Raw genomic sequence first — 13,035 nt, forward strand, 5'->3', positions numbered from 1 at the left:
ACGACGCGAATGGAGGAGACAAGGATGACGAACGACGCGCGCGCATTGCCGCTGGCCGGCGTGAAGGTGCTCGATTTTTCGCGCGTGCTGGCGGGCCCGTGGAGCGCGATGGTGCTCGCCGATTTCGGCGCGGACGTGATCAAGGTCGAGCATCCGGCGCGCGGCGACGACACGCGCGACTGGGGGCTGCGGATCGGCGACACCGAGACGACCTATTTCAACAGCGTGAACCGCAGCAAGCGCTCGATCTGCATCGACCTGCAGACCGAAGAAGGGCAGCGCATCGCGCGCGAGCTGGCCGCGCAGGCCGACGTGCTGATCCACAACTTCAAGTTCGGCGGCGCGGAGAAGCTGGGCCTCGGCTACGACGCGCTCGCCGAATTGAACCCGCGGCTCGTGCACTGCGCGATTTCCGGCTACGACCGCTCGGGTCCCGAGGCCGCGCGGCCCGGCTACGACCTCGTCGTGCAGGGCGAGGCCGGGCTGATGGCGCTGAACGGCGAGGCCGGCCAGCCGCCGCTGAAGTTCGGCGTCGCGGCGGTCGACCTGTTCACCGGCATGTATTCGGCGCAGGCGATCCTCGCCGCGCTGTACGAGCGCCACGCGACCAGCCGCGGACGGCGCATCGAGATGGCGCTGTTCGACTGCGGGTTGATGATCACCGCGTACTACGGGCTCGATGCGTTGCTGATGGGCGAGGATCCGCCGCGCTACGGCAACGCGCATCCGTCGATCGTGCCGTACGGCGTGTTCGATGCAGCCGACGGCCCGCTCGTGATCACGGTCGGCAACAACACGCAGTTCGCGCGTTTCTGCGATGCGATCGAGCGGCCCGACCTCGCGGCGGACGATCGCTATCGGACCAATCTCGGCCGCTCGGAGAACCGCGCCGCGCTGCTGCCGGAGATTCGCGGCGAACTCGCGCGGCGGCCGCGCGCGATGCTGCTCGCGGCGCTGGCCGATGCGGGCATTCCGTGCGGCGAGGTGCTCGGGCTGCACGACGCGCTCACGTCGGAGCGTGCGAGTCGCGCGGGGCTCGTCACGCGGCAGCCGCATCCGGTCGCGGGCGGCGTCGACGTGCTCGCGCCGCCGTACCGCTTCGACGGTGCGCGGCTGCCGGTGCGCGGTGCGCCGCCGGTGCTCGGCGCCGATACGGACGACGTGCTCGGCAGCTGGCTCGGATTGTCGCCGGACGCGCTGGCTCGGCTGCGCGCGGACCGCGTCGTGTAGCGCGTTTCATGGATTGCCGCCGCGGCGCGGGCGGAGCAGTCGATGCGCGCCGACCATCCATAAGACACGCCTCGCGAACGACGAGGGGACACCGGAGACACCATGGAGCATTCCGTCATCGAATCGGTCACGGCGCGCCGTGACTACCAGCAGCTCGTGCGTGCGCGGCGCCGCTTCAGCTTCACGCTGACGGCGCTGATGATCGCCACCTACTACGGCTTCATCCTGCTCGTCGCGCTTGCCCCGCACGTGCTGGCCGTGCCGCTGTACCGCGGCGCGACGACCACGGTCGGGATCGTCGCGGGCGTCGCGATCATCCTGGTCGCGATCGGCCTGACCGCGTGCTACGTGCTGCGCGCGAACCGTGCGTTCGACCGCCGCGTCGACGCGATCCTGCAACGTTCGTGACGGAGGCCGACATGCGACGCATCTGGAGCGCGCCCGGCGCGCTGGCCATTCTCGTTTCCTCCACCGCGCGCGCGAGCGCCGTCGCGGGGCCGATGCCCGACAAGGTCGAGCTGAACCCGGTCGCGATCGCGATGTTCTTCGCGTTCGTGTTCGCGACGCTCGCGCTCACGCGCTGGGCCGCGCGCCGCACGCGCTCGACGCGCGACTTCTACACGGCCGGCGGCGGCATCACCGGGCTGCAGAACGGGCTCGCGATCGCGGGCGACTACATGTCGGCCGCGTCGTTCCTCGGGCTGTCGGGGATGGTGTTCATGTTCGGCTTTGACGGGCTGATCTACTCGATCGGCTTCCTGGTCGGCTGGCCGTTCGTGATGTTCCTGATCGCCGAGCCGCTGCGCAACCTCGGCAAGTTCACGTTCGTCGACGTCGTCGCGTACCGCTTCGCGCAGCGGCCGATCCGGCTGCTGACGTCCGCGAACGCGCTGACGATCGTCGTGCTCTACCTGGTCGTGCAGATGGTCGGCGCGGGCAAGCTGATCCAGCTGCTGTTCGGGCTGTCGTACGGCACGGCCGAGCTGATCGTCGGCGTGCTGATGGTCGTGTACGTGTTCTTCGGCGGGATGACCGCGACCACCTGGGTGCAGGTGATCAAGGCCGTGCTGCTGCTGTGCGGCGCGACGCTGCTCGCGTTGCTCGCGCTGGGCGAGTTCGGCTTCAGCGTCGACGAGATGTTCCGCCGCGCGGTGGCCGTGCATCCGGGCGCGCTGTCGATCATGGGGCCCGGCAAGCTGATCCGCGATCCGGCCAACGCGCTGTCGCTCGGCATCGCGCTGATGTTCGGCACGGCCGGCTTCCCGCACATCCTGATGCGCTTCTTCACGGTGCCGAACGCGAAGGAGGCGCGCAAGTCGGTGCTCTACGCGACCGGCTTCATCGGCTACTTCTATCTGCTCACGTTCGTAATCGGCTTCTCGGCGATCGTGCTGCTCGCGCAGCATCCGGAATTCTTCCGGCTCGGCGCGAACGGCACCTTCAACCTCACGCACGACCTGCTCGGCGGTTCGAACATGGTCGCGGTGAAGCTCGCGCAGGCGGTCGGCGGCAACTGGTTCTACGGCTTCATCGCGGCCGTCACGTTCGCGACGATCCTCGCGGTGGTCGCCGGGCTGACGCTCGCCGGCGCGACCACGATCTCGCACGACCTGTACGCGCAGATGTGGGCGCGCGGCAAGCCCGACGAGCGGCTGGAGATGCGCATCTCGCGCGCGGCGACGATCGGGTTGTCCGCCGTCGCGATCGCGCTGTCGATCCTGTTCGAGCACGTGAACGTCGCGTTCATGGTCGGCCTCGTCGCGGCGGTGGCCGCCAGCGCGAATTTCCCGGTGCTCGCGATGTCGATCTTCTGGCGCGGGATGACGACGCGCGGCGCGGTGCTCGGCGGCGGCCTGGGCCTCGCGTCGGCGGTGGCGCTCACGGTGTTGTCGAAGTCGGTGTGGGTCGACGTGCTGCACCACGCGCATGCGCCGGTGTTCCTCGACAACCCGGCGCTCGTGTCGGTGCCGCTGGCGTTCGTCGGGATCGTCGTCGGCTCGCTCGCGGACCGCGGCGAGCGCGCGCGACGCGAGCGCGAGGCGTTCGCGCGGCAGGAGTTCTACGCGCAGACGGGCGTGCTGGCCGGCGAGGCCGTGCATCACTGATTCGTCGGATGAAACGATCGATCCGTCCGGATCGCCGGACGGATATTTTCCGGAAATCCGGAATCCCGGATTTCCTTGCCTGCCGCATTATGAGAAATACAATGAAAACAACGGCTTGAGGGATTCCGGAAACCTGGCATCGACCTTGCAATATGAAAAGCACGGCCATCCCCCCGGCCCGACTATTAAACCAAGGAGACAATCGATGACCACTGCCTTCCATCCCCTCCGGACGTCCTGAGGCATCGCTTGTTGCGGCACGGCAGCCGCGCGGGCGAGTGACTTTTCCCCTGGGCATTCGTCCGCGCGCGTGACGCCGTCTCCACCGGCTCATCATCTACTTCAGCAGGAACCATCGTGAAGAAGAAACCCTTCTACAAAGTGCTCTATGTGCAGGTGATCTTCGCCATCATCGTCGGCGTGATCCTCGGCCACTTCTATCCGGCGCTCGCCACCGACATGAAACCGCTCGGCGACGGCTTCATCAAGCTGATCAAGATGGTGATCGGACCGATCATCTTCTGTACGGTCGTCACCGGCATCGCCGGCATGGAGGACATGAAGAAGGTCGGCCGCGTCGGCGGCAAGGCGCTGCTGTACTTCGAGATCGTGTCGACCTTCGCGCTGCTGCTCGGCCTCGCGGCCACGCACCTGCTGCGCCCGGGCGTCGGCTTCAACATCGATCCGGCGACGCTCGACGGCAAGGCCGTCGCGTCGTACGCGGCCAAGGCGCACGGGCAGTCGACGGTCGACTTCCTGATGCACATCATCCCGAACACGATGGTCGATGCGTTCGCGCAGGGCGAAATCCTGCAGATCCTGCTGATCGCGCTGCTGTTCGGCAGCGTGCTCGCGCACCTCGGCGAACGCGGCAAGGTCGTCACCGACTTCATCGACGGCCTCACGCGCGTGCTGTTCGGCATCGTGCACATCGTCACGAAGCTGGCGCCGATCGGCGCGTTCGGCGCGATGGCGTTCACGATCGGCAAGTACGGCGTCGGCTCGCTGGTGCCGCTGCTCAAGCTGATCGGCACGTTCTACCTGACCTCGGTCGTGTTCGTGCTGGTCGTGCTCGGCGCGATCGCGCGCGTGACGGGCTTCTCGATCATCCGTTTCGTGTCGTACATCAAGGAAGAGCTGCTGATCGTGCTCGGCACGAGCTCGTCGGAAGCAGCGCTGCCGCAGCTGATGGAAAAGCTCGAGAAGGCCGGCTGCTCGCGCTCGGTGGTCGGCCTCGTCGTGCCGACCGGCTACTCGTTCAACCTCGACGGCACCAACATCTACATGACGATGGCCGTGCTGTTCATCGCGCAGGCGACCAACATCGAACTGACGTGGATGCAGCAGCTCACGCTGCTCGCCGTCGCGATGCTGACGTCGAAGGGCGCGAGCGGCGTCACGGGCGCGGGCTTCATCACGCTCGCCGCAACGCTCGCCGTCGTGCCGACGATCCCGCTGTCGGGCATGGTGCTGATCCTCGGCATCGACCGCTTCATGAGCGAATGCCGCGCGCTGACCAACATCGTCGGCAATGGCGTCGCGACCGTCGTCGTGTCGGCCTGGGAGAAGGAGCTCGACCGCAACAAGCTGCGCCAGGCGCTGAAGGGCGGCGGCGAGGTCGCGACGACCGAGACGGCCGGCGTCTGACGTCATGAAGGAGCAGGCGGCGGCGCCGCTCGCCGGCGGCGCGCCGCGCGGCGGCCCGGGCGAACGCGGCAGCGGTGCGGAGCCCTATGACACAATAGGCGATCCGCATCGCCAGGAAGTCACGTCCGTGAAGCGCCGCCTGCTCATCCTCGTCGTGCTTGCCGCCGCGCTGGCGGCGGCGTGCGCGCTGACGTGGACCATCACGTGGCGGCGCGGCGTCGCGGAGCTGCAGCGCAACGCCGCGGTGCGCGTCGACCGCACCACCAACGCGCTCAAGAGCACGCTCGACCGCTACGAGTCGCTGCCGTATCTGCTCGGCAGCCACCCGTACGTGCAGGACGTGCTCGCCGAGCCGAAGCGCGCCGACTTCACCGCGCGCGCAAACCGCTATCTCGAAGATCTCAACGAACACGCGCACGCGACCGTCACCTACGTGATCGGCGCGGACGGCCTGTGCGTCGCCGCCAGCAACTGGCGCGCGCCCGACAGCTTTGTCGGGACCGGATACCAGTTTCGTCCGTATTTCATCGATGCGATGGGCGGCCGGGTCGGCCGCTTCTTCGGGATCGGCACGATCTCGCGCGATCCCGGCTACTACATCTCGCAGCCGGTGTGGCGCGACGGCAGGATCGCGGGCGTCGTCGTCGTGAAGCTCAATCTCGAATGGTTCCAGGGCGCCGACGCGTCCGAGCCGCTCGTCGTCGCGGACGATCACGGCGTCGTGTTCCTGTCATCCGTGCCCGCGTGGAAATACCACACGCTGCATCCGTTGACCGGGCCCGTCGCCGCGTCGATCTACGAGACGCGCCAGTATGCGCAGCAACCCGTCACGCCGCTGCCGCTGCGCGTCGAACAGGTGCTCGACGCCGACGCGGAGATCGTGCGCCTCGGTCACGGCCGGCGCGCGCCGCGTTTCCTCGCGAGCAAGCGGCGGATCGGCGAGCCCGACTGGCTGCTGGTGACGCTCGCGCCGATTGCGCCCATCGACGCCGACGCGCGCAACGCGACGATCGTCACCGGCTTCGGCTTCGTGTCGGTCGCGTTGCTCGCGTTCTACTGGCGCATGCGCCGCGCCCGCGTGCGCGAGATGATCCGCGGCCGCGCGTTGCTGCAGCAGGCGTATGCGGAGCTGAACCGGCGCGTCGAGGAGCGCACGGCCGACCTGTCGGAGGCGAACGAGCAATTGCAGAAGGAAGTCGGCGACCGGATCCGCGCGGAACAGGAACTGCGCGCCGCGCACGACGAACTGATCCAGGCGAGCAAGCTCGCCGCGCTCGGCCAGATGGCGGCCGGCATCACGCATGAACTGAACCAGCCGCTCGCGGCGCTGCGCAGCTTCTCGGACAACACGCGCGTGCTGCTCGACCGCGGCGAGCAGGCGGCCGCGCGCGAGAACCTCGAGGCGATCGCGGCGCTGACCGAGCGGATGGGCAAGATCACCAACCAGCTGAAGCTGTTCGTCGGCCGCGCGAAGCCGCGCAACGAACAGGCGCTCGTCGTGCGCGCGCTGCGCAGCGTGCTGTCGCTGCTCGGCGACCGGCTGCGCGGCGTCGCGCTCACGCTGACGCTGCAGGACGCGACCGTGTCGCCCGCGCGCGACGCACCGCTCGATCTCGCGTGCGACTATCCGGAGCTCGTCGCCCGCTGCGAGGACCTGCGCCTCGAACAGGTGCTGATCAACCTGCTCGGCAACGCGCTCGACGCGGTCGCGGGCGTCGCGTCGCCGGCGATCGAAGTGACGATCGCTGTGTCGGTCGCGACGCTCGCGGTCGAAGTGCGCGACAACGGCCCGGGCATCGCGCCCGACTTGCTGCCGCGGTTGTTCGAACCGTTCTTCACGACCAAGGAAATGGGGCGCGGGCTCGGGCTGGGCCTCGCGATCTCGTCGTCGATCGCGAGCGACGCGGGCGGCGCGCTGACCGCGCGCAATGCACCGTCCGGCGGTGCGCTGTTCGTCTTGACGCTGCGGCGCGCGCGCACGCATCATCCGGACTCGGTGTCGGAGCCGGCGGGCTCGCACTAGGGCCGGTTCGCCGCACGACCGGCATCAACGAGAGCCGCGCGCGCCAGTGTCGCGCGGCCTGTCAGGAGCAAGTGACCAAGATGGCCAACCGGCTGCAAGTGATCTATATCGAAGACGATGCGCTCGTTCGCCGGGCGAGCGTGCAGAGCCTCCAGCTCGCGGGGTTCGACGTCGTCGGGTTCGAGTCGGCCGAGGCGGCCGACAAGGCGATCGTCGCGGAAACCGCCGGCGCGATCGTCAGCGACATCCGCCTGCCTGGCGCGAGCGGGCTCGACCTGCTCGCGCAGTGCCGCGAGCGCGTGCCCGACGTGCCGGTGATCCTCGTCACCGGCCACGGCGACATCTCGATGGCCGTGCAGGCGATGCGCGACGGCGCGTACGACTTCATCGAGAAACCGTTCGCGGCCGAGCGGCTGATCGAGACCGTGCGGCGCGCGCTCGAGCGGCGCGAGCTCGTGCTCGAGAACCACGCGCTGCGGCGCGAGCTGGCCGGGCAGAACGTCGTCGCGCCGCGCATCATCGGCCGCAGCCCGGCGATCGAGCAGGTGCGCAAGCTGATCGCGAACGTCGCGCCCACCGATGCGTCGGTGCTGATCAACGGCGACACGGGCGCCGGCAAGGAGCTGATCGCGCGCAGCCTGCACGAACTGTCGCCGCGTCGCGACAAGCCGTTCATCGCGGTGAACTGCGGCGCGCTGCCGGAGCCGATGTTCGAGTCGGAGATGTTCGGCTACGAGCCCGGCGCGTTCACCGGCGCCGCGAAGCGTCGCGTCGGCAAGCTCGAATATGCATCCGGCGGCACGCTGTTCCTCGACGAAATCGAAAGCATGCCGCTCGCGCTGCAGGTGAAGCTCCTGCGCGTGCTGCAGGACGGCGTGCTCGAGCGGCTCGGCTCGAACCAGCCGATCCGCGTGAACTGCCGCGTCGTCGCGGCCGCGAAAGGCGACATGAGCGAACTCGTCGCGGCCGGCGCGTTCCGGCGCGACCTGCTGTACCGGCTCAACGTCGTGACGATCGCGCTGCCGCCGCTCGCCGAGCGCCGCGAGGACATCGTGCCGCTGTTCGAGCACTTCATGCTCGACGCGGCCGTGCGCTACGGGCGGCCGGCGCCCGTGCTGACCGACCGGCAGCGGGCGAGCCTGATGCAGCGCGACTGGCCCGGCAACGTGCGCGAGCTGCGCAACGCGGCCGACCGGTTCGTGCTCGGCGTGGCCGACATGCCGCCGGAAGCCGGTGCGGGCGGCGACGCGGCCGACAGCGACCAGACGCTGAAGGAGCGCATCGAGCAGTTCGAGCGCGCGGTGATCGCCGAAGCGCTGAACCAGACGGGCGGCGCGGTCGCCGCGACGGCCGACCGGCTGCACGTCGGCAAGGCGACGCTGTACGAGAAGATGAAGCGCTACGGGCTGTCGGCGAAAGGCGAAACCGAGCGCTGAAAAAGCAACGGACCGCGGAACCGGGCAGGCCGGTCGGGCGGTCCGTGGTGCGGGGCAGCGCGCGGCGGGCGCCCGGGCGAGCCTCGTCGGGCGGCGCTCAGGCCGCGTTGGCGTCGAGCGCCTTCTTGAGCAGCGCGTCGAGTTCCGCGAATTGCGGGGCGCCGACGTAGCGCTTCAGGATCTTGCCGTCCTTGTCGACGACGAAGGTCGTCGGCGTGAGCTGCACGTTGCCGAACTGCTTCGCGACGCTGCCGTCGTCGAGCGCGACCTTGAACGGCAGCTGGCGCGTCTGTGCATAGTTCGCGACGTACATCGGCGGATCGTAGTTCATCGCGACCGCGACGAATTCCAGCCCCTGGCCCTTGAAGCGATTGTAGGTATCGACCATCTGCGGCATTTCCTGCATGCAGGTCGCGCAACTCGTCGCCCAGAAGTTCACGAGGTACACCTTGCCCTTCAGGTCGCCGGCCGTCGACACCTTCTGGCCCGACAGCAGCGTGAACGTCGCGTCCGGCACGGTGGACTTGCCGTTGAACGCGAAGAAGCCGGCAACGGCGATGGCCGCGACGACGACGGCCGCGGCGATATAGCGGGCGGGGCCGGTGCGGCGCTGGGCGGGAGGCGAGGTGTTCATCTGCGGTGCTCTCGGAGTCGGTCGATGACGCGCATCGATGCAAAGGACGTCGAAATTCGGCGCTTATTTTAGCGCGAATGCGGCGCGCGCACCGGTGGCCGCCGCGCATACCGGATGCCGGCTTCGGCGGATAATGGGCGTTTTGCCTGTCCCCATCATCGCCATGCCGAAGGAAGTCATCGATTCGTTGTGCCCCCTTTTTCGTCCGCTGCGACACTACGCCGCGCTCGTGTGCGTCGGCGCGGCGCTGGCCGCGTGCTCGCCATCGTATGACTGGCGTACGCTGCACAACGACGCCGGTTACACGATCGACCTGCCGGCGAAGCCGACCGTCGAGGATCAGCCGGTGGCGGTCGGCGGTGCGTCGATGCCGATGCGGATGCAGGCCGCGCACGTCGACGGCGCGGTGTTCGCGGTCGGCACGCTGACGCTGCCCGACGACCGCGACGACACGCGTCGCGCGGCGCTCGAGTTCCTGCGCGCCGGGTTGTCGCGCAATCTCGAAGGTGTGCCGCAGACGGCCTCGGTGCCGGTGCCGCTCGCGGCCGGCGGCGCGGTGAACGGGCTCGAACTGCGCGTCGCGGGCGCGGCCAGCGGCGGCGACCATTCGCACAAGACGATCGTCGCGCGGCTCGTGGCACGAGGCCGGCACGCTTACCAGGCCGTCGCGATCGCCGACCGGCCGCTGGCGCAGGAGCAGCTCGACCAGTTTTTCGGCTCGTTCAAACTCGACTGACGGCGGCCGGCGAGGGCGCTCGGACTCTCCGTGACAATTGAAAGTTCATTCGCAGCTTTCGGCGCTAATCGACGGATTTTGCGGGGATTTTTCGGCTATCCACAGCGCATGTGGATAACTTTGTTGAAAAGTGGGCCGAATCTCCCGCAAAGCCGCGCCGGACGGCCTTCCGGTATATTTGACAGCTCGCGCCCCGTTTGAGAAAAATCAATTAAAACAACGAGATACGAATTTCGCGATGGAGCGTCGCCCGCGCTGCACGATCGGATGCCGGATTCGTGAAATTGTGCATAAGTCAAGTCTTGACAGCCGTATTTTGTCCTCCGAGGGCGTTCACAGCGCCGTGAGCGCACGCCGGTAGCGGATCGCTTCGGCGATCTGCGCGGCGGTAGGCCACGGGTCGCCGGCCAGATCGGCGATCGTGCGTGCGACCTTCAGCACGCGGAAATATGCGCGTGCCGACCAGCCGAAGCGCTCGCCAGCCTCGCGCAGCAGCCGCTCGCCGTCGTCCGTCGGCCGGCACAGATCGTCGGTTTCGCGGCCGCTCAGCATGTGATTGGTTTTGCCCTGCCGCTCGAGTTGCAACGCGCGCGCCCGGGCGACCCGCGCGGCGACGGCCGCGCTCGGCTCGCCCGGTGCCGTCGCGCGCGACGCGAGCTCGGCCGGCGACAGCGCGGGCAGATCGATCTGGATGTCGATGCGATCGAGCAACGGGCCCGACAGCTTGCGCAGGTAGCGCGTGGCGACATCCGGCGTGCAGCGGCAGCGCCCGGATGGATCGCCGTGCCAGCCGCACGGACACGGATTCATCGCGGCGATCAGCTGGCACGCGGCGGGGAAGTCGGCCTGCTGCGCCGCCCGCGAGATCGTGATGCGGCCCGCCTCCAGCGGCTCGCGCAGCATTTCCAGCACGTGCCGGTCGAATTCGGGCAGCTCGTCGAGAAACAGCACGCCGAGGTGCGCGAGCGTGATTTCGCCCGGCTGCGGCGGGTTGCGGCCGCCGACCAGCGCGGCGGCGCTCGACGAATGGTGCGGCGAGCGGAACGGACGCCGCCGCCACTGCGACGGCGAGAAGCCGATGCGGCTCGCGGAAAGAAGCGCGGCCGACGTCAGCGCCTCGTCGTCGGTCAGCGGCGGCAGCAGGCCGGGCAGCCGCGCGGCGAGCATCGACTTGCCGGCGCCGGGCGGCCCGATCATCAGCATGTGGTGGCCGCCTGCGGCCGCGACTTCGAGCGCGCGCCGGGCGCCGCGCTGGCCGACGACGTCCGCGAGATCGGGCGCGGCCGGCGCCGGCACGCCGTCGAGGCAGGGCGCCGCGACCGGCGCGAGCCGCGCATCCGGCGCACCGGCCAGGTGCGCGCACAGCGCGGGAAGGTCGGGCGCGCCGAACACGGTGACGCCCGGCACCAGCGCAGCCTCGGCCGCGCTGTCGAGCGGCAGGTACAGCTCGGGCGGGCGCGACGCGGCCGTCGCGCCGGTTATCGCGACGCGATCGACGCCGGAATGGCCGCTGGAACCGGGGCTGGCGCCGAGACCGGAATCGAGGTCCGCTCCAGCGTGACCGGCGTGGCTGGCATGACCCGCGCGCCAGTCGCGCGCCGCACCGCACGCCATCGCGAACGCGCCGCGCATCGGCCGCAGCGCGCCGGTCAGCGACAGTTCGCCCGCGAATTCGCGGCCGACCAGCGTGTCGGCCGGCAGCTGGCCGTTCGCGGCGAGAATGCCGAGCGCGATCGGCAGGTCGAAGCGGCCCGACTCCTTCGGCAGGTCGGCCGGCGCGAGATTGACGGTGATGCGCCTGACGGGGAAGTCGAATCCGCAGTTCTGCAGCGCGGCGCGCACGCGCTCGCGGCTTTCGCGGACTTCGAGATCGGGCAGGCCGACGATCGAGAACGACGGCAACCCGTTGGCAAGGTGAACTTCGACGGTGACGTCCGGCGCGCGGCCGGCCGCCGGCGCGCGACTGCGCACCACGGCGAGCGACATGGCGAGGCTCCTGTAGGTGGATCGTGCGGGCAACGGCCGTTCGTGGCCGCATGCCGCGGGAATCGGAGGAATCGGTGCGCGCTGCCGGCGTGGCGCGGGAAAGAACGAGGAACGACGAACTGCGGGTAACGACGAACTGCCAAGAACGAGGAACAGCGGCGAAGAACAGCGAAGCGCGACGTCACGACTCGCTGACCGGCCGATTTCCGGTTGGCGGGCGCGGGCCGCACGAGGCGGCCCGCGCCCGGACCGGTCGGTCGGGTGGGGGCGTCAGGCCTGGGACGCTGCGAGCTTCTGCTCGAGTTCCGCGACGCGCTTCTCGAGTTCCTCGAGACGCACGCGAGTGCGGGCGAGCACCTGCGCCTGCGTGTCGAACTCCTCGCGCGTGACGAGATCGAGCTTCGAGAAGCCTTGCGACAACATGGCCTTCACGTTGCGCTCGACGTCCTTGGCCGGCGAGTTTTTCAGCAGGTCGCTGACGCGCGACTGCAGGTCGTTGAAAACATCGCTGGGTTGCTTCATGAGATTTCCCTTCCTTGCACAAAAATTGTGCATCTTCAGTTGCATACGTGCCCATGATGCACGCATGACCGGAAATGGTGCGCCCGCGGCGCGATTTCCGGGCATGGCGCCCGCATGGGTGAATGGCCCGGTGAGCCGGGACGTGCGTGCACTCTAGCAACGATCCTTTCGACGCGCCAGCAAACCGGGCCATGTTGGCCATTCGGCCGGGCTTTCGCACCTTTCAGCAGTCGATGTGACCCTGTTCGGAAGCCGTTCGAGGCGGTGTTCGCACGCACATGGCATGCGAGTTGCTGAGGAGAGAGCGTCACACCATTCCAACCAATTCGACGGGACCACCCAGCGAGAGGACTTCATGAAACTGATTACCGCAATCATCAAGCCGTTCAAGCTCGATGAGACGCGCGAAGCGCTCTCAGCGCTCGGCGTCTCGGGCATCACGGTCACGGAGGTCAAGGGATTCGGGCGCCAGAAGGGGCATACCGAGCTGTACCGGGGCGCCGAATACGTGGTCGATTTCCTGCCCAAGATGAAGATCGAGGCAGCCGTGTCCGACGATCTGGTCGATCAGGCCGTCGAGGCGATCGAGCGGGCCGCCCGCACTGGCAAGATCGGCGACGGAAAGATCTTCGTCACGCCGATCGAGCAAGTGATCCGGATCCGGACCGGGGAGACCGGCGCAGACGCGCTGTAACAGACAAAGACAAGCGACAAGA

At 68.7% G+C, this 13,035-nt stretch carries 11 protein-coding genes; 8 read left to right on the top strand and 3 right to left on the bottom strand.

Annotated elements, in window-relative coordinates:
- Positions 1-24 precede the first annotated feature (24 nt).
- The 6 genes from HW466_RS21115 (at position 25) to HW466_RS21140 (ending at position 8,441) form a co-directional block, all read left to right on the top strand.
- Positions 25-1,230 (top strand): CaiB/BaiF CoA transferase family protein, encoded by a 1,206-nt coding sequence (locus HW466_RS21115; protein ID WP_174906028.1) that lies wholly within the window; start codon positions 25-27, stop codon positions 1,228-1,230.
- A gap of 102 nt (positions 1,231-1,332) precedes the next feature.
- Positions 1,333-1,638 carry a DUF485 domain-containing protein gene (locus HW466_RS21120; protein WP_151006380.1) on the top strand — a complete coding sequence of 102 codons (306 nt, stop codon included), beginning with the start codon at positions 1,333-1,335 and terminating at the stop codon, positions 1,636-1,638.
- 11 nt (positions 1,639-1,649) lie between these two features.
- On the top strand, positions 1,650-3,335 hold the full coding sequence (actP, locus tag HW466_RS21125) for a cation/acetate symporter ActP (protein ID WP_151006381.1): 1,686 nt from the start codon (positions 1,650-1,652) through the stop codon (positions 3,333-3,335).
- Between the two features lie 357 nt (positions 3,336-3,692).
- Complete coding sequence (locus HW466_RS21130) at positions 3,693-4,982, top strand: dicarboxylate/amino acid:cation symporter (protein ID WP_059507812.1); 1,290 nt, start codon at positions 3,693-3,695, stop codon at positions 4,980-4,982.
- A gap of 4 nt (positions 4,983-4,986) precedes the next feature.
- Complete coding sequence (locus tag HW466_RS21135) at positions 4,987-7,005, top strand: sensor histidine kinase (protein ID WP_059768642.1); 2,019 nt, start codon at positions 4,987-4,989, stop codon at positions 7,003-7,005.
- 80 nt (positions 7,006-7,085) lie between these two features.
- Positions 7,086-8,441, top strand: coding sequence for a sigma-54-dependent transcriptional regulator (locus HW466_RS21140; RefSeq protein ID WP_059507810.1), 1,356 nt, complete (start codon positions 7,086-7,088; stop codon positions 8,439-8,441).
- Between the two features lie 97 nt (positions 8,442-8,538).
- Here the strand turns inward: HW466_RS21140 and HW466_RS21145 are convergent, their stop codons facing one another.
- Positions 8,539-9,075 carry a TlpA disulfide reductase family protein gene (locus tag HW466_RS21145; protein ID WP_151007221.1) on the bottom strand — a complete coding sequence of 179 codons (537 nt, stop codon included), beginning with the start codon at positions 9,073-9,075 and terminating at the stop codon, positions 8,539-8,541.
- Positions 9,076-9,238: 163 nt separating this feature from the next.
- Here HW466_RS21145 and HW466_RS21150 point away from each other — a divergent pair, with 163 nt between their 5' ends.
- Positions 9,239-9,811: a hypothetical protein gene (locus HW466_RS21150; protein ID WP_059791019.1), complete on the top strand. Its 573-nt coding sequence runs from the start codon at positions 9,239-9,241 to the stop codon at positions 9,809-9,811.
- 333 nt (positions 9,812-10,144) lie between these two features.
- On the opposite strand, the gene HW466_RS21155 is transcribed toward HW466_RS21150, so the two are convergent.
- Together HW466_RS21155 and HW466_RS21160 are read right to left on the bottom strand one after the other, a co-directional pair.
- A complete protein-coding gene (locus HW466_RS21155) occupies positions 10,145-11,797 on the bottom strand; it encodes a YifB family Mg chelatase-like AAA ATPase (RefSeq protein WP_176316096.1) in 1,653 nt (550 codons plus the stop codon).
- 270 nt (positions 11,798-12,067) lie between these two features.
- Entirely contained in the window at positions 12,068-12,319 is a 252-nt protein-coding gene (locus tag HW466_RS21160) for an accessory factor UbiK family protein (protein ID WP_006398174.1), read from the bottom strand.
- Positions 12,320-12,674: 355 nt separating this feature from the next.
- Between HW466_RS21160 and HW466_RS21165 the strand changes: the two genes are divergently transcribed.
- Complete coding sequence (locus HW466_RS21165) at positions 12,675-13,013, top strand: P-II family nitrogen regulator (RefSeq protein ID WP_006398175.1); 339 nt, start codon at positions 12,675-12,677, stop codon at positions 13,011-13,013.
- Positions 13,014-13,035: the final 22 nt, after the last annotated feature.

This window comes from Burkholderia territorii, from assembly GCF_902833055.1.
Lineage (GTDB): Bacteria > Pseudomonadota > Gammaproteobacteria > Burkholderiales > Burkholderiaceae > Burkholderia > Burkholderia territorii.